The sequence below is a fragment of the Psychrobacter sp. N25K4-3-2 genome, from assembly GCF_015351755.1.
Taxonomy (GTDB): Bacteria; Pseudomonadota; Gammaproteobacteria; order Pseudomonadales; family Moraxellaceae; genus Psychrobacter; species Psychrobacter glaciei.
Window position 1 is genome coordinate 372,330 of the sequence record NZ_JADKLX010000003.1, and the last position, 16,379, is coordinate 388,708.

Genomic DNA, 16,379 nt, shown 5'->3' on the forward strand with positions numbered 1-16,379 from the left:
TTTTTCTTAAGATGACTGCCACAATTATACTCTATTCAAAAAATTCTATGTCATAACCAAATGCTAATAATTTTTGCATTCCGACTTGTTCAAAATTGCGAATTGAAGAGTTCTGGTGTTGTAGAAGTTGATCAAATGAACTGGTTCTGCAAATTTTATAACTTTGTTTATAAGATCTTTCATGACTTCGAAAGTTGCTTTCAAATTTTATTCTCTCAATTAAATCAATAACAAATGCTTTGAATGTTTCAGCGTTTAAAAAAATATCTAAATCCATTGAGTCAATTTTGAACTTAAATTCTACTAAATAATTGTCATATGTTTCAGTATTTGAGCTAGTCATAGAATCAAAGCCAGTGAATTGTGCGTAATACATGTTGTTAATTTCTGTAAGGCTTTTTATATCTATAAGTTTACCGCCTCCTCCAATATTGTTTACTTCTACTAAAATAATTATCTCTTTTAATATATACGTATCTTTTTCGAAAGGTAGTGAGCTTATAGGTTCTTCTAACAAGTCAATTTCATTTGAAATACAGTTTTCTTCGTGCAAGAACTCGACTTTAAAAACAAGTATTTTGGAAAGAGTGAAAACTGGTATTTTGGCTTTGGCTTCTAATAAATAAAGATTAAACTGCTCTTCATTAATTTTAAGTTGAGATTTTAGAGCCTCTGATTGCTCTTTAAGAGCTTGTTCAGAACCTTTTTGAGCCTTTATAGACTCTTTAAGTTCAAATCGTTGTAACCTGAGTTCTTGACTTTGAACCAAGTAAGCTTCTATAAATCCATAGAAGGCTAAAACAGAGAATACTCCTGACAGAAACGCACCAATATCACCAAGTGACACTGAGTTGACTTTATTATCATAAAAGAAATTTAGCCAAAATAAGAAGATAATTATACAAACAAAAAGCCATGCTACAACGATAAACTTAGCTCTATTTGGTAGCTTTATTCTCAACTCACTATTTATCACAGATTCTTCATTCAACATTACTTATCGCCTTTAAATATTTTCAGAAAAAATCACATTAATTAGATCTACATTCTAACAATTTTAAATGTTATTTTATCGAATTTTGTTTATTAATACATGAAAGAACGTAAAATTTTAACCTTACTAGTTCTATTTAGACCTAAAAAACCCCTCCCAAAACTCCCTATAAATGCTAAATTAAACCCTATCAACGATAGTCGTACCTATCAATCACGCCATAAAAAAGGATTTTATAATGGCCGTGTTAAAAACACTGTTTAAATGGATCGTTGTGCCTATTGTAGCGCTACTAATTATTATCAGCTTAGGTTTGGTGGTTACTGGCAACGCCTATATCTTTCGCGGCTTACAGCTCACTTACCTTAAAGGTGAAGCCACTGCCAATATCGATGATTATATCGATTTTGACAATCGGACTATCCGCGCAAAAGATGCTATCGAATGGGAAAAAGATTCCAACTTCGAGAAAGTCAAACTCACCCCAACGTTGCAGAATGCTTTAGATACAGACCAAACGGTGGCCTTTGCTATTATCAAAGACGGCAAGCTACTGTACGAAAACTACTGGCAAGGTTATGGCAGCGATTCGCACACCAACAGCTTTTCGATGGCAAAAACCGTCACGACTATGCTCTATCTCAAAGCGGTGGAAGACGGTTACATCGGCAGCATTGATGAGCCGATTACCAAGTGGTTGCCTGAATATGCGGACAATCAATATGCGCAAAACTGTACCCTCGCAGATTTATCAGCGATGACCTCAGGCTATGATTGGACGGAGGATTACTACTTTCCAATTAACCCCACCGCAGAATCCTACTATGGTCATGACTTAGTCAAGCAAATGGTCAATCGAGATTTCGTAGAGGCGTGTGGCGGTCAGTTTGAATACTCATCGGGTGACACGCAAATGCTAGGTATTGCTCTATCGCGTGCGTTAGAGCCTCATGGGTACACACTTTCTAGCTATTTGGAAGAGAAGTTTTGGCAGCCACTTGGTATGCAAGGTGACGCTTACTGGTCGCTTGACGGCTCAGAGAGCATTGAAAAAGTATATTGCTGTCTAAACGCCAGTGCGCTGGATTTTGCTAAATTTGGGCAGTTATTATTAAATGGTGGCGAGTGGCAAGGTGAGCAACTGCTTAGCAAAGCGCATGTTGATTTTATGATTACGCCAAACGCGGGTGCATTTGCAGAAGGGCAGGCGCAAGTTTATGGACATTCAGTGTGGACGGATATGGACAGTCCGATTCCGTTTTATGCAATGCTTGGTCATTTAGGTCAGAGAGTATTAGTGTTGCCTGAAGAGAACGCAATCATCGTCAGATTGGGCAAGCAGAAAGGTTTGCCCACACCAGTAGAAGGATTTAATTTAGAGCCAGATTTGGGTCAATATGTGACGGAGGTGAAAATGATTTTGGATGGTTTGGTGGAGTGATGGGATTGTTATACATTTCATAAACTAGTGGCTGTATGAGTTAAAAGCTACTGGCTCATACAGCCATCATTATCATTGGCTCATATCTTCAATGTCACCTAATGTGAGACCAGTTTTTTGGGTGCTATAGATAGTGATGCCAGTATCGTCAATTTTACCATTCATGACCAATCTACCGATTCGATTACTGGCTTCTTGATTGCCTTGGTCGGCCGATTTTTTGTACCATTCAAAAGCTTCATCGTAGTCTTGAGGGACGCCATAACCGTTCTCATAGAGACCACCTATATTAAGTTGTGCCACATTTAACCCTTGGTCAGCCGCTTTGGTATACCATTCAAAAGCTTTATCATAATCTTGCGTTACACCGTAACCGTTCTCATAAAGACTACCAATATTGAGTTGGGCTAAATCCAACTCTTGATCAGCTGCTAATAAATACCACTCCATTGCTTTTTGGTAATCTTGCTTAACGCCACTACCTTGATGATACATAACACCGAGATAGGTTTGAGCATTGGCGGATCCTTGGTCGGCAGCTTGTATAAACCATTCAATTGCCTTTAAATCATCTTGCTCGACAACAGTCCCTTCATGATACATAACGCCAAGATCGACTTGAGCATCAGCATATCCTTGGTTGGCGGCTTGTTGAAACAACTCAAATGTTTTTAGATAATCTTGCTCAACCGCAATACCTTTATCATACATAATACCTAAATAGTATTTAGCAGGGGCATAGTCTTGATCGGCAGATTTTTGAAATAATTCAAAAGCTTTGTCATCATCTTCAGGGACTGAGTCACCTTCGTAGTAGGCTAGCCCGAGTTTATATATTTCAGTAGGGGTGCTTTGATTAGATAATATAGGTGTGCTTGAAGACTCCGCTGAACAAGCAGAAGCTAACAAACTACTGGATAGTATTGTAGCTAGCAATATAGACTGGGTTAATGGTGTGACTCTTCTTTGATACATTGAAACTCCGGTAGGAAATGCTATTGAACAGGCTGATTTGGACTCACTTGCTCATAAGTTTTACCCTGTGGTACGGGTATGCAATCGACCTTTTTTTGAGACTGATTCGGTTGGCAGTAAGGCATGGTTGCTATATATTCAAATACTGTTCCGTAGCGATGCAGGCCATCAGGCAATGGTTTTAGATAAATATTACCCATATCAATAATCACGGGAGTTTTTAAGTTATTATCTGCAGATTTTGCCATACCATCAGTTGCAAACAGACGTCTTTGATAACCTTGGGTATCTATCATGATACTGGCTTCTTCAGCTATAGCTTTAAAATAACCTGTGCCCATATTATCCGAATCTATCTTTTGCATTGAGTGTAGTTCAAAACGGCCTGTGTCATCAGAAGTGCCTTGAATGTCATCTGTTAAGTAGACGGTGATATTGCTAAGTGGCTGGTCAGTTTGCCTGTCAATGAGCTGTCCTTTTATAGAAGGTGTGACAAAAAATACCTCAGGCTCCTGCGCAGTGCAAGATGAGGCTGTTAAAGCAGTCAGCCAAAAGATACTGAATAATCTAACTTTATTAGACGACTTCATGGTCCACCCCATCTGGTAGTGGAATGCAGTTTACCTCTTTTTGCGACTCATTAGATTGGCAATAAGACATATCTTCTATGTACTCTTCATATTTATAGCTATTTTCTACTTTGACATTGTTAGGTAGTGGTTCTAGATATACTTTACCTATATGTATATACTCAGGCACTTCAGTAACTTTTGCTATTTTTATTCTTTGAATACCAAAGCTTGAGTAAGTTTTGCCCTTATAACTTTCTTTGTTGATCGAAATATCCATCTCACTTAACTCGGCGCTGTCAGAGGTATATTCATCATTAGTTGTAATAGAAGGGAGTCTAAAATAACCGTCTTCATCAGTTTGAGTGTAAGTATTACCGGTATACAAAATATTAGCTTTAGGAATAGGTTGATTAGTGTATTTATCTAGTACCTGACCAGTAACAATAGGCGTCAAATATTGAGTAGTAGGTGCTGCCTGACAAGAAATTAGTGAAGCCGATAATAGGCATAGTCCAGCTAATAATTTTATTTTCATACTTAACCTCTACTCACTAATGGAACTACCTTAATCGTAGATAACCATAAAAAACTACGCACATCTTCTTCACTAGCTACAGCTTTGTCATATAGATCTGATGGGCTCTTTTTAGCGTATTTCATTAGATCGTATTCACTACCTGTATGTTGATATTTTCCATTAACCTGTTGTGTGAAAATCGTAGAAGAGCCTTTGTGTCCTTTCGAGTAATTATGATTACCGTAAGCTAATAATATGTCATGACCTAATTCATGAGAAAATGTCTTTTTGAACATTCTATATGCTCGAGATTTATTGACATAACCCCACCCATCAGAAAATTTGATATATCCTACATTGTAATATACGATTCGAGATAGTTCCCAGTTTCTAGAACGCGCACTATTTGTATTGGTATTAAACTTAATATTAACTTTATTTAGACTATTATTTTCGCTTATTTCACAAGTTGTAAATACTTCGTATTTATCATTATTTATGATAATACCTAATGGGTAGCTTGGCGTGACTGTTAAGTTACTACTGTTGCGACTCCAGTACCGACTTACGCTTTGTGTTACTAATGCTTTAATCTCGTTATCCGTTATATCTATTTTTTCAATTATAGGTTTATTATTATTTTTTTTAATCTCAGCTGGAGGTACTAAAGGTACCAGCCTTCTTTTCTCAACATGTACCTTACTAATTTTTGAAATAGCGACACGTAGGTTTACATCTATCCTTTTGGTGCTTTTATTAATTTTTATATCTAGCCAATCACATTGCTTATATTCAAATCTATGCTGACTACTGTGTGTGTCCTGACCACCCTTGCTATTCGTACCTACAACCGTAAACTCCACTTTATCCTTTGTAAACCAAGTACTATCATATTTATTATTAATAAATCCATCCCATTCTATTTCGACAGAGTCCCCTGTCTTGAAATTGCCAGTTTTCCTTGCAACTTCCATATTAGCCATCAAGATGACTAACTTAGTGTAGCTACCTTTAGCTATGTTTACTGTTAGTTTAATCTTGTCATTGACTGCTTTAGAGTCATAACTTGATGACTTAAGAGGGGCGAATTCGTTGCTATGTAACATTTCAACTCGTCCCATTTTGATCATAAATACTTCATCAGTTTTAGGAGCTAAGCTATTTTCTACATCCGACTTCGCAAACACCAGCGCCGCCGCCTGCTCAACCCCAAACACCTCAAAGTCTGACTCCGAAAATGACTGCTGACTAGCAATTAGCTTAGCGCCGCAGCTAGTGACATCACCGCCACGTGCAATGGGTGCACCATCCACAATAAACGACGGGTCACCCGTAAGAATAGTCGTGACCTTTTTGCATTTTTTACAAACAACTTTATCGCCTTTGCGCGAGATAGGGATGCCGTTATGAGTGGTGTGCGATGAGCCGGAGATGACCGTCCCACCGTGTGAGGTTTTTGCGCCGACTGTGATATAGGCTGCCATAGTGCTACCTTGCTTAAATGCCCAACGTTTAGACGCTTATCGCGAATCTGTTATTTGCCTGACATTATAAAGGCCTAAAGCGTTAAAAATCAAACTTAAGTTCGTCAAAGCATGTCGTCTATATGCAAATTTAGGCACTGCTTAGCGTAAAAGCGATTGACCGTACTAAAGATTCAACCATTTCAATTGTTCTCAATATCTAGCAAAAATATAACCTTCCAACTCACCAATCAAGTATTCCCTGATATTTTTAATAAGGTGGGCTCGGAAGTCTGTGGAGTAAGACGTTGATAGTTAAGATTAGCTTTATCAAACAACAGGATTGATAAATTATCATTGAATATAAAGTCCTATTCCCCATAATGTAGTCGAACTGCTCACAAGATACTTTGTGTATCGATTGCATGATTCAATCGCAAGCATGGATACATTTTATGAACTTAATAACTCATAAACTTTTCATAGCGCTGAGCGGATTGATTTATAGTAACGGGCATCTACAACAACGATCATCATTTGTAATAACAAACCAATTAGATATAAGGCATATCATGGCACACGACAACTTATTTGAACCACTCGATATGGGCACTCAAACCCTAAAAAACCGCATTATCATGGCACCATTGACGCGCTTGCGCTCTGTCGAGCCAGGTGATGTTCCGACAGCATTGGCAAGTGAATACTATTCACAGCGTAGTGGCGCTGGGCTTGTCATCACTGAGGCGACTCAGGTTTCTTTTCAAGCGAAAGGTTATGCTGGCGCGCCGGGTATTCATACCCAAGATCAAATTACAGCATGGAAAACCATCGTTGATAATGTACATGCCAAAGACGGAAAAATCGTCGCACAGATATGGCATACCGGTCTGGTTTCTCATGAAAGCGTGCAGCCTGATGGCAAAGCACCAATTTCTGCGTCAGATGTTCATGTTGGTATCCGTACCTCATTGCGCGATAGCAACAATCAAGCCATCCGCGTTGAAGCAACGACACCACGTCCAGCCACACTTGATGAAATTAAACAAGTCATTGCTGATTTTGCACAAGCAACCAAAAATGCGCAAGAAGCAGGTTTTGATGGTGTAGAGATTCATGGGGCTCATGGTTATCTGTTGCATCAGTTTTGGGTTGAGCAAACCAACCAGCGCGATGATGAGTATGGTGGTAGTCGCGAAAACCGTGCTCGCTTGACGCTTGACGTTATCGATGCTTGTGTCGACGCTTGGGATGCCGACCATGTGGGCATTCGTATTTCGCCACTTGGTACTTTTAATAATGTCGAAGCTGGCTATAATGAAGATGAAAACATCTGGATGATTGAGCAGATCAATGACCGTGGTTTGATGTATTTACATCTGTCAGAGCCTGATTGGGCAGGTGGCACGCCTTATAACGATGAATTCCGTAAGCACATCCGCCAAGCTTTTAGTCAGACGATTATCGCGGCTGGTGGTTATACTGCTGAAAAAGCAGAGAAAAACATCAAAGCAGGTTATATCGATGCGGTCGCCTTTGGTCGTGACTATATCGCCAATCCTGATCTGGCCGAACGTATCCGCGAAGGCGCTGCGCTAAACGAGCAGCATCCAGAAAGCTTCTACGGCGGTGGTACTGAAGGTTACACCGATTATCCATTTCTAAACCAAGCATAATGGACTGTCAGTTAGCGTAAATGCTAAGCCGATAAATATCCCTAAAAAGTATATCCATTAAAAAGCCACCTTACTATCAATAGTGAGGTGGCTTTTTTATTGTCAATAATTTGAACGTTTACTGTGTTCATTTCTTATGGATTTTATACTATTCAACAGACCCCATTATTTACCAAAATTACCTGTTTGATAATCGCGAAAAGTTTGTTTTAGTTCGGCCTGAGTATTCATGACAAACGGCCCATAACTGGCGATAGGTTCGCCAATGGGTTCGCCGCTCAAGATCAATAGTCGAACTGGCGCTACCGTTTTTTCAGTATTAGATGTTGCTGGATAAGTCAGCTGAATAGTATCAGTAGCATCGGTAATAAATGAGGCAGACTGCTCCGTTTGTGAATCTATAGCTTGTGAGTTTATAGTGCTTTTGGTAGGTGCTACAAACTGAATCAGTTGACCCGCTGCGATAGGGGTGTCATTGACGAGTAGCTCGCCTTCTTGTACCAATAATAAAACATTATGGCTGTTTGACACCTGTAGCGTCGTCGATCCTGCTGCATGCAGCTCGATATCCCATAAATTAATGGGTGTAAAGGTATCGGCTGCTCCAGTTGTATCTTGCCACTCACCAGCGATAATAGCCACTTTACCAATGGTTGTTTGAGCCGCTTCACTATCATCTAGCAATTCAACAATCGGTATATCAGTCCGTCTGATGGACTGATATTTTGGCTCAGTCAGCTTATGGGCGCTTGGTAGGTTTAACCACATTTGCACCATACTAAAGACGCCACCGCGCTGTCCAAAACCTTGCGAATGAAACTCTTCATGTAAGATACCGCGCCCTGCAGTCATCCATTGCACATCACCTTCGAAGATGATGCCGTTACCGCCAGTTGAGTCCCTGTGACTGATTTCACCAGAGTAAGCGATGGTCACGGTCTCGAAGCCTTTGTGTGGATGCTGTCCGACACCATGAGGCTGCGCTTCATAATTGGGGTTTGGAGCAAAGGTCGTGGGCTTGCCATAATCCAATAATAAAAAGGGGTCAGTGTGGCTATAATTAAAATTGGGATCATCCTCAAGATGATTGACTAAGGTTTTCACATAAAAACCGTCACCGACCCAATGCGGTGCTTTGTCACCATGAATATGTTTAATTGCACGCATTGTTCACCTCGCAAGCCCGTGTTTATATTTACTATTATAATGATGGTCATCACAGTCAATCGTATATACAACGGATTGACACGTCCCCAGACGATAACTGTCTATTTGGGGTCTATTTAGGGTCTATTTTTAAACTTATCAATAGACCCTATATAAAATCCACTTCTATTAAACCACTTCGCCGCAGACAAAGCCACTGGCCCACGCCCACTGGAAGTTGTAGCCACCGAGCCAACCTGTGACATCCAATACTTCTCCGATAAAGTATAGGCCGTCCTGAAAGTTGCTTTGCATGGTTTTTGACGAGACTTCATTTGTTTTGACACCGCCGCGCGTCACTTCCGCGGTACGATATCCTTCGGTACCAGACGGCTTAAGCTGCCAGCCATTGACCGTCGTACCAAGTTCAGTCAGACGCTCGTCCTTAATATTGGCCAGCTCTGTGTCTTTGATGTCATCCCACAAGTGCGTTTGCAGCGCTGCCAATAGCTTCTTGGGTAATGCGCTATCGGTATAATCAGCCAAAACGGTACGAATGAGCTGTCTGGGATGCGATTTTTTATGCGCCAAAAGTAGCATTGTCATATCGATATTTGGTAGTAAATTAATGCTGATGGTTTCGCCAATTTGCCAGTAGTTTGAAAGCTGTAGCATAGCAGGACCTGAGAGTCCGCGATGGGTAAACAACACAGGCAGTTTAAAGGAGATGCGCTCATTACTGGCAATCACTGGCAGACTAATACCTGCCAAAGCACGGATAAGCTCGCCCGTTTTATCGGTGAAAGTAAAAGGCACGAGACTGGCATCGGTTGCGACAAGCGTATGCCCGAACTGCTGCGCCAATTCATAACCCAAGCCACTAGCGCCCATCGTTGGGATAGACAGCCCGCCAGTCGCCACCACTAAAGATTCACAGCGGTAGCCTGTTTGCGGCAGCTTAGTTTGATTGCCTGATTCTTTTCTCTCTTGCTTTTCTTTTTTGCTGAGTTGCTTGGTTGTCAGTAATTCAAATCGGGCATTTTTATCATTTTCGATGGCTTGAATGCTTTCAACCTGCGCATTCAGCTTCACTTGCACACCTACCGCGCTACATTCATCCAGCAGCATGGTCAAAATATCTTGTGCAGAGTCATCACAAAACAGCTGACCATGCTCACGTTCGTGGTAAGCAATTTTGTGCGCCTCCACCATACCAATAAATTCCCAACTCGGATAACGACTCAAGGCTGACTTACAGAAATGTTGATTGGCACCAATGAAGTGCTCAGGCTCTACAAAGTAATTGGTAAAGTTACAGCGTCCACCACCCGACATGAGGATTTTTTTGCCAGCTTTATTGGCATGGTCTAATACCAGCACGCGGCGACCACGGCGACCCGCAGTGAGCGCACAGTATAACCCTGAAGCGCCTGCACCGATGATGATGACATCGTATTGGCTGTTTGACTTAACGGGTGCCGCTTGGTTTTGCATTTGGCTCATGATAATGACTTATAGGGTAGGTTAAGATAATAGGTTTGGATAAACGATATAAAGTATCTCAATTATACCATGGCAATAATGGAAGTGTTTTTAGGTGAGTAATATAGATAGCTTTAGTCTGCTTGCTATAAATCATTGAATAACTTTACTTTTTCTATAGACAACAATTGATGATTGGTATAATGTAAAAATATGAATGTTATTCGCACCTATTGCTGCCACTTTTGTTACCTATTAGAATTTTAGTCGTTTTTATTTGAAGGAAATGAATTTCTTCAAAAGTAGTTGAGTTAAAAAGCCAGCCGATTGAACGGCTTATTTAAACATTGTCACGGATGACAATGCTAAGACAAAAGGGACTTTATGGATATCCTACAACTGCTCATTAGCGGGATTGCTAATGGCTGTATATATGGGCTGTTAGCGCTGGGTTTTGTGCTCATTTACAAAGCCTCAGAGGCAGTGAACTTTGCCCAAGGCGACATGCTTATGCTCGGTGCCTTTTTAGGCATATCTTTCATTAATGCCGATCAGGCAAACTTTCCTTTCTTATTAGGTATCACCTTTGCGGCTATTATCATGGGCGCATTTGGCTACTTACTTGATCGCTTTGTCCTACGTGGTATCTTTGGTCAACCGCAATTTGCGATGGTCATCCTTACCATCTCGCTCGGATTCTTAATGCGCTTTGTCGCTGGTGTTATCTGGGGACATAGTCCAGTCTCACTACAGACACCATTCTCAGGCAAGATGATGGCATTAGGCTCGCTTAGCATTGCTTATGTCGACATCATTATCATCATATCTACTATCGCATTAACCTCCATTTTATACTTCTTTTTTGCCCACACGCGGCTTGGTATTGCGATGCAAGCCAGTAGCCAAAACCAAATGGCCGCCTATTATATGGGTATTCCCGTTAAGCGCGTCAACGGTATCGTTTGGGCGTTATCAGGGGTGGTTGCTGCACTTGCTGGCATACTATTTGCCGCCAAAGGCGCGATCGAACCTTCTGTCGGACTACTATTTGGTATCAAGGCTTTTGCCGCTGCGGTAATCGGTGGGTTAGGTTCCTTACCGGGGGCGCTTGCAGGTGGATTGTTAGTAGGGGTGATAGAGCCATTTGCTGGTCGCTATCTACCGCTAGGCCTAAGTCAAATTGCGCCTTATGTGGTTATGTTGATCGTACTAATCGTACGTCCAGGCGGTATTTTTTCTCAGGTCAAACAGAAAAAAGTATAGAAGTTTTGAGTCAAGGATGACTAAAATATTTCAAGGATGAGTACTGCCCATGAAAGCCCAGTTTAAACACAGTTACGATCAAGATATCAATATCTTCGATGACAAGCGCCAACTCATAAAGTATGGCGTACTCCTCTTACTCCTCTTAATGGCACCTTGGCTGCTGAGTAACTATTATATTAGTGAGCTCAGTGCCATATTGATCTGGTCTATCTCTGGACTGGGTCTGATGCTCTTGACGGGTCACACCGGACAAGTCAGCTTAGGTCACGCCGCCTTTATGGCTATCGGTGCCTTTAGCCATATGGCACTGATGGCTCGAGGTTGGAATTTTTTCCCTGCTTTGATTGCCTGCGCGCTCATTACTGGAGTTATCGGCGCTATCATTGCCAGACCTATCTTGAGAACCAGCGGTATCTATTTAGCCATCGCGACCTTGGCGCTTAGTATTATCGTCGAAGACATCGCTATCGTGGCTGAGCCTATTACTGGCGGTATCTCTGGTACCTTTGCTTCTCCTATTAATCTATTTGGCTACACCATCGATCGCTACATCACGCCAAAGGCCTTTTATTACTTGTGCCTTGCGCTAGTAGTGTTGGTGACCTTAGGGTATATCAATTTGCTCAGGAGCGGCACAGGGCGTTCGTTCTTAGCCATCAGAGACAGTGAAGTCTCCGCCCGCGCGCTTGGCGTCAATGTACCACAAGCCAAAACGCTCGCTTTTAGCATATCTTGTGCGATTACCGCTATTGGCGGCGCTATGTACGGGCATTTTGTGCAAGCGGTCAATTATGAAAGCTTCACCGTTATTATCTCCATAACCATACTATTGCAGATTGTCATCGGCGGTTTAGGCTCGATACATGGCGCGTTTTTTGGTGCTATTGTCGTTGTCCTATTGCCACAAGTGATAGCTATCTTAGGCGATGTCATTGGTCAAAGTACGGGCTCTAATATCACCAGTATCCCTGGTATTGATACGGCGCTATTTGCTTTAGTCATTGTCATCATGATCATCTATGAGCCACGTGGTATATACGGTATTTGGATAAAGATACGGACTTGGTTTCAGATGTTTCCGTTGTATCGAAAAGGACTATTTCGCCGTTCTAAAACTTATCTTAAAACGGAGCGTATGCGATGAGCTTATTAAAAGTTGACTCCTTATCTATTGCGTTTGGTGGCGTCAAAGCCGTTGATAACATTAGCTTTGAGGTAAACGAGGGTGAGGTATTCACTATCGTAGGACCTAATGGTGCTGGTAAATCCACGATTTTTAACTTAATAAGTCGCCTGTACGAGCCGCTTAGTGGTCGTATTACTTTTGATGGGACTGATATTACCAAGCTACCCGCTCACGATATCGCAAAACTGGGTATTGCCCGTACGTTTCAAAACATCGAGTTGTTTGATCACTCAAGCGTGTTACAGAATCTGCTTATCGGTCGCCATTCGCAGCGCAATACGTCGTGGATACAGGACTTGCTGTTTTTGCCAAAAGTGCGCCGTAGCGAGCGCGAGCATCGTCTACAAGTTGAGAAAATTATAGATTTTCTAGAGTTAGCCCCTTATCGAGATAAGCTGATCGCAGGTTTGCCTTACGGCATTAGAAAGGTGGTCGAGATTGCTCGCGCGTTAGCTGCTAACCCCAAGCTTATTTTACTTGATGAGCCTGCCTCTGGTCTGAGCGTAGAGGAGACGTCTGAGATGGCGTGGTGGATCGAAGACATGCAAAAGGATCTTGGCCTGACTATCTTGATGGTAGAGCATGACATGAGTCTTGTGAATCGGGTGTCAGATCGAGTATTGGCCGTCGCTGAAGGTAAGTTTTTGGCTCAGGGCACGGCAGCTGAGGTGCAAGCCAATCCACAGGTTATTGAAGCCTATCTTGGACAGGAGAGTGTGTAATGTCAGCTATTAAAAAATCACTATCCTCTGCCGCGCCGGCTACTGAAATGAATTTGGTCGACTCTGAAGTAAAAAACAACGTGCTTGAAGTGCGAAATCTAGAATCCGCTTACGGTCCGGTTATGGCATTGAGAGGCGTGAGCCTAGAAGTGCCCGAAGGTAAAGTCGTCACTATTTTGGGGGCGAATGGTGCAGGCAAGACGACGTTAATGAAGACTATCTCGGGGGTTATCAATCCTCGCAAAGGAGCAGTGTGGTTCCATGGTGAGCGTATCGATGGCACTGAACCTGATCGGCTGGTGAAGAAAGGCTTGTCGCACGTACCCGAAGGGCGCGAGGTATTTCCCTTTTTGAATGTCGCCGAAAACTTGGCGATGGGCGCTTATACTCGGCGTGACAAGTCTGAGATACAGCGCGATGTCGAGATGATATATGAGTATTTTCCCATCCTAAAAGATCGCCGTACACAAGCAGCGGGCACGATGTCTGGTGGTCAGCAGCAGATGTTAGCTATTGGTCGCGGGCTAATGTCACGACCCTCTCTTATGCTGCTCGATGAGCCGTCTCTTGGACTGTCTCCCTTATTGGTACAGGAGATATTTGCGATCATTCGCAGATTAAATAAAGAGCAAGGCGTTACGATTCTACTGGTTGAACAAAACGCCAGAGTTGCCTTGGCAGCAGCGGATTACGGTTATGTGTTAGAGACAGGGCGTATTGTCATGGCAGGCTCAGCGGACAAACTGATGCACTCTGATGATATTAAAGAGTTCTATTTGGGACAAACCAAAGACAACACTGCGGAAGCCACTCGGTGGAAACGCAAAAAGACTTGGCGATAATAATCATGACGACCTCCATTGATGTTCATACTGAAAACAAACCTTCACTTTCTCCTGCGGATGCTACGGATGATACGGTCACGAGGGCTACATCTGCCACGCCCGTATCTTCTCACGACTATGCTAACCACAATAATGATGATACTAGCCAACAGATACGCAATGCGCCTTTCGATCATCCGCCCCAAATCCTAGAAGGGTGCGATACGTTAAGCAAACTCTGGCGACAGGTTTGCTTGAGCCGAGGCGACAAGATTGCTCATCGCGAAAAGAGCTTTGGTATTTGGCAGAGTTACAGTTGGCTAGACTATTATCATCATGGCTGTGATATCGGCATGGCACTCGTCGAGCTTGGTCTGAGTAAAGGCGATACTGTCTCTATCTTGAGCGAAGACAATAAAGAATGGCTCTATTGTGATATGGGTATTTGCGCTGTCGGCGGGATACCCAACGGTGTCTATACGACCGACAGTCCCGAGCAGCTTGCCTATATATTAAGTGATAGCCACTCTAAGTTTCTGATCGTAGAAAACGATGAGCAATTGCATAAGTTTTTAGAGATTCGTGAACAAACGCCTAACATTAAAAAAGTCATTGTCTTTGAGCGTAAAGGTTTGCGTAGCCTAGATGATGATCAGGTTATGTTCTTAGATGATCTATATACGATCGGTCGGACTATTGAAAACGTAAGAGAGCGTTTTGGCGATTATATCGATCAAGGTACAGCGAACGATATACGCACCTTAATCTATACTTCTGGCACGACAGGCAATCCAAAAGGCGCGATTTTAACGCATGCTAATGTCCTCTTTGAGCTAAAAACAAGCATTGATATCCTCCCTATATTGCCCACCGATGAGCAGCTGTGTTTTCTGCCATTATGTCATGTGCTTGAGCGCCTAACATCAGTGGATCTACCTATCCATAGGGGCTGCATCGTCAACTTTGCTGAGAGCACAGAGACGGTATTTGAGAATATGAAAGAAGTCTCGCCTGATACCTTTACCGCCGTGCCTAGACTGTGGGAAAAAATGTACGCCTCCATCAGCAATATGCGTAGTGATGCCAGTGCGCTTAATGGCTGGGCATTTGATCAGGCCATAAAAGCAGGTCATGACCATGCTGATATTGTGATGGCAGGCAATACGCCCACGACAGGTCAACGACTGCGTTACGAGTTTTGGAACAAGCTGGTGCTACATAAAATTCGTGACCTGATAGGCATGAGTAATATTCGCCGTGCCACCACTGGGGCCGCGCCCATATCGCTAGATATTATCCGCTGGTTTCATGCGATAGGCGTGCCTATCTATGAAGGCTATGGCATGACTGAAAGCGCAGGCGTGATATCAGTCAATACGCCTGAAGCACAGATGGCTGGTAGCGTAGGTAAGGCATTACCCGATTCTGAAGTCCGTATTGCCGACAACGGTGAGATACTCGTAAAAGGGGCGAACGTATTTGCAGGTTACTGGAACAAGCCCGAAAAAACCGCTGAGGATTTACGGGATGGCTGGCTACATACTGGCGATGTCGGCGAGATAAAAGAGGGCTATATATTCATTACCGGCCGCATCAAGGACATCATTATCACCGCAGGTGGCAAAAACGTCACACCCGCTGCGATTGAGAGCAAGCTTAAATTCTCGCCTTATATCTCAGACGCCGTCATCATCGGCGACAGACGCAAATATCTGAGCTGCCTGATTATGATAGATCAGGAGAATGTCGAAAAGTATGCGCAAGACAATCAGGTGATGTTCTCAGATTTTCGCTCGCTGTGTCATGCGCCAGAAGTCATCGCCTTGATAGATGAGGTCATACAGTCTACCAATCAGACGTTAGCTCAGGTGGAAACCATCAAGCACTTCAGGCTTATTGATGTGCTGCTCAGTCCTGAAGATGACGAATTGACTGCGACCATGAAATTGAAAAGAAGTTTGGTTGAGAAAAAGCATCACGCTCTTATCGACTCTATGTACTGATCTAGCTCTTTATCAAAGTTCAGCTTAGCACCGTTCAGATTTTTTGACGTTATCTCAACCTTGATAGTATTAATCTCAAAAGTATCAACCTTGAAAGCATCAAACTAACAGC

14 protein-coding genes are annotated in these 16,379 nt (G+C 42.6%); 7 read left to right on the forward strand and 7 right to left on the reverse strand.

The features are described from left to right. Positions 1-31 precede the first annotated feature (31 nt). Positions 32-994 carry a hypothetical protein gene (locus tag IOD06_RS09490; protein WP_194620691.1) on the reverse strand — a complete coding sequence of 321 codons (963 nt, stop codon included), beginning with the start codon at positions 992-994 and terminating at the stop codon, positions 32-34. 238 nt (positions 995-1,232) lie between these two features. On the opposite strand from IOD06_RS09490, the gene IOD06_RS09495 reads away from it, so the two are divergent. After that, positions 1,233-2,435 (forward strand): serine hydrolase, encoded by a 1,203-nt coding sequence (locus IOD06_RS09495; RefSeq protein ID WP_194620692.1) that lies wholly within the window; start codon positions 1,233-1,235, stop codon positions 2,433-2,435. A gap of 72 nt (positions 2,436-2,507) precedes the next feature. Here the strand turns inward: IOD06_RS09495 and IOD06_RS09500 are convergent, their stop codons facing one another. The 4 genes from IOD06_RS09500 to IOD06_RS09515 are packed head-to-tail and all read right to left on the reverse strand — an operon-like array spanning position 2,508 to position 5,983. Continuing rightward, entirely contained in the window at positions 2,508-3,410 is a 903-nt protein-coding gene (locus IOD06_RS09500) for a tetratricopeptide repeat protein (RefSeq protein ID WP_194620693.1), read from the reverse strand. 20 nt (positions 3,411-3,430) lie between these two features. Further along, positions 3,431-4,000 carry a hypothetical protein gene (locus IOD06_RS09505; protein ID WP_194620694.1) on the reverse strand — a complete coding sequence of 190 codons (570 nt, stop codon included), beginning with the start codon at positions 3,998-4,000 and terminating at the stop codon, positions 3,431-3,433. After that, the gene (locus IOD06_RS09510; RefSeq protein WP_194620695.1) at positions 3,987-4,517 is read right to left on the reverse strand and encodes a carboxypeptidase-like regulatory domain-containing protein; all 531 of its coding nucleotides are present in this window, start codon (positions 4,515-4,517) and stop codon (positions 3,987-3,989) included. Before IOD06_RS09510 ends, IOD06_RS09505 begins: the two co-directional genes overlap by 14 nt. 2 nt (positions 4,518-4,519) lie before the next feature. Continuing rightward, entirely contained in the window at positions 4,520-5,983 is a 1,464-nt protein-coding gene (locus tag IOD06_RS09515; protein WP_194620696.1) for a PAAR domain-containing protein, read from the reverse strand. 551 nt (positions 5,984-6,534) lie between these two features. Here IOD06_RS09515 and IOD06_RS09520 point away from each other — a divergent pair. Further along, positions 6,535-7,638 carry an alkene reductase gene (locus IOD06_RS09520; protein WP_194620697.1) on the forward strand — a complete coding sequence of 368 codons (1,104 nt, stop codon included), beginning with the start codon at positions 6,535-6,537 and terminating at the stop codon, positions 7,636-7,638. 165 nt (positions 7,639-7,803) lie between these two features. Here IOD06_RS09520 and IOD06_RS09525 read toward each other — a convergent pair whose 3' ends face one another. Together IOD06_RS09525 and IOD06_RS09530 are read right to left on the reverse strand one after the other, a co-directional pair. After that, on the reverse strand, positions 7,804-8,805 hold the full coding sequence (locus IOD06_RS09525; protein WP_194620698.1) for a pirin family protein: 1,002 nt from the start codon (positions 8,803-8,805) through the stop codon (positions 7,804-7,806). A gap of 168 nt (positions 8,806-8,973) precedes the next feature. Further along, positions 8,974-10,287: an NAD(P)/FAD-dependent oxidoreductase gene (locus tag IOD06_RS09530; RefSeq protein ID WP_194620699.1), complete on the reverse strand. Its 1,314-nt coding sequence runs from the start codon at positions 10,285-10,287 to the stop codon at positions 8,974-8,976. Between the two features lie 363 nt (positions 10,288-10,650). Here IOD06_RS09530 and IOD06_RS09535 point away from each other — a divergent pair, with 363 nt between their 5' ends. The 5 genes from IOD06_RS09535 to IOD06_RS09555 are packed head-to-tail and all read left to right on the forward strand — an operon-like array spanning position 10,651 to position 16,267. Then, a complete protein-coding gene (locus IOD06_RS09535) occupies positions 10,651-11,529 on the forward strand; it encodes a branched-chain amino acid ABC transporter permease (protein ID WP_189583195.1) in 879 nt (292 codons plus the stop codon). Between the two features lie 49 nt (positions 11,530-11,578). Next, on the forward strand, positions 11,579-12,676 hold the full coding sequence (locus tag IOD06_RS09540; protein ID WP_194620700.1) for a branched-chain amino acid ABC transporter permease: 1,098 nt from the start codon (positions 11,579-11,581) through the stop codon (positions 12,674-12,676). Beyond that, positions 12,673-13,440: an ABC transporter ATP-binding protein gene (locus tag IOD06_RS09545; RefSeq protein WP_010196014.1), complete on the forward strand. Its 768-nt coding sequence runs from the start codon at positions 12,673-12,675 to the stop codon at positions 13,438-13,440. Before IOD06_RS09540 ends, IOD06_RS09545 begins: the two co-directional genes overlap by 4 nt. 47 nt (positions 13,441-13,487) lie before the next feature. Further along, positions 13,488-14,282 (forward strand): ABC transporter ATP-binding protein, encoded by a 795-nt coding sequence (locus IOD06_RS09550; protein WP_037032897.1) that lies wholly within the window; start codon positions 13,488-13,490, stop codon positions 14,280-14,282. Positions 14,283-14,287: 5 nt separating this feature from the next. Next, positions 14,288-16,267 carry a long-chain fatty acid--CoA ligase gene (locus IOD06_RS09555; RefSeq protein WP_194620701.1) on the forward strand — a complete coding sequence of 660 codons (1,980 nt, stop codon included), beginning with the start codon at positions 14,288-14,290 and terminating at the stop codon, positions 16,265-16,267. Positions 16,268-16,379: the final 112 nt, after the last annotated feature.

What these genes read in the sequence shown, in the direction of transcription:
- IOD06_RS09500 (WP_194620693.1), bottom strand. Translation starts at nt 3,410, where the DNA reads ATGTATCAAAGAAGAGTCACACCATTAACCCAGTCTATATTGCTAGCT.
- IOD06_RS09535 (WP_189583195.1), top strand. Translation starts at nt 10,651, where the DNA reads ATGGATATCCTACAACTGCTCATTAGCGGGATTGCTAATGGCTGTATA.
- IOD06_RS09490 (WP_194620691.1), bottom strand. Translation starts at nt 994, where the DNA reads ATGTTGAATGAAGAATCTGTGATAAATAGTGAGTTGAGAATAAAGCTA.
- IOD06_RS09525 (WP_194620698.1), bottom strand. Translation starts at nt 8,805, where the DNA reads ATGCGTGCAATTAAACATATTCATGGTGACAAAGCACCGCATTGGGTC.
- IOD06_RS09555 (WP_194620701.1), top strand. Translation starts at nt 14,288, where the DNA reads ATGACGACCTCCATTGATGTTCATACTGAAAACAAACCTTCACTTTCT.
- IOD06_RS09505 (WP_194620694.1), bottom strand. Translation starts at nt 4,000, where the DNA reads ATGAAGTCGTCTAATAAAGTTAGATTATTCAGTATCTTTTGGCTGACT.
- IOD06_RS09540 (WP_194620700.1), top strand. Translation starts at nt 11,579, where the DNA reads ATGAAAGCCCAGTTTAAACACAGTTACGATCAAGATATCAATATCTTC.
- IOD06_RS09530 (WP_194620699.1), bottom strand. Translation starts at nt 10,287, where the DNA reads ATGAGCCAAATGCAAAACCAAGCGGCACCCGTTAAGTCAAACAGCCAA.
- IOD06_RS09550 (WP_037032897.1), top strand. Translation starts at nt 13,488, where the DNA reads ATGAATTTGGTCGACTCTGAAGTAAAAAACAACGTGCTTGAAGTGCGA.
- IOD06_RS09495 (WP_194620692.1), top strand. Translation starts at nt 1,233, where the DNA reads ATGGCCGTGTTAAAAACACTGTTTAAATGGATCGTTGTGCCTATTGTA.
- IOD06_RS09520 (WP_194620697.1), top strand. Translation starts at nt 6,535, where the DNA reads ATGGCACACGACAACTTATTTGAACCACTCGATATGGGCACTCAAACC.
- IOD06_RS09510 (WP_194620695.1), bottom strand. Translation starts at nt 4,517, where the DNA reads ATGAAAATAAAATTATTAGCTGGACTATGCCTATTATCGGCTTCACTA.
- IOD06_RS09515 (WP_194620696.1), bottom strand. Translation starts at nt 5,983, where the DNA reads ATGGCAGCCTATATCACAGTCGGCGCAAAAACCTCACACGGTGGGACG.
- IOD06_RS09545 (WP_010196014.1), top strand. Translation starts at nt 12,673, where the DNA reads ATGAGCTTATTAAAAGTTGACTCCTTATCTATTGCGTTTGGTGGCGTC.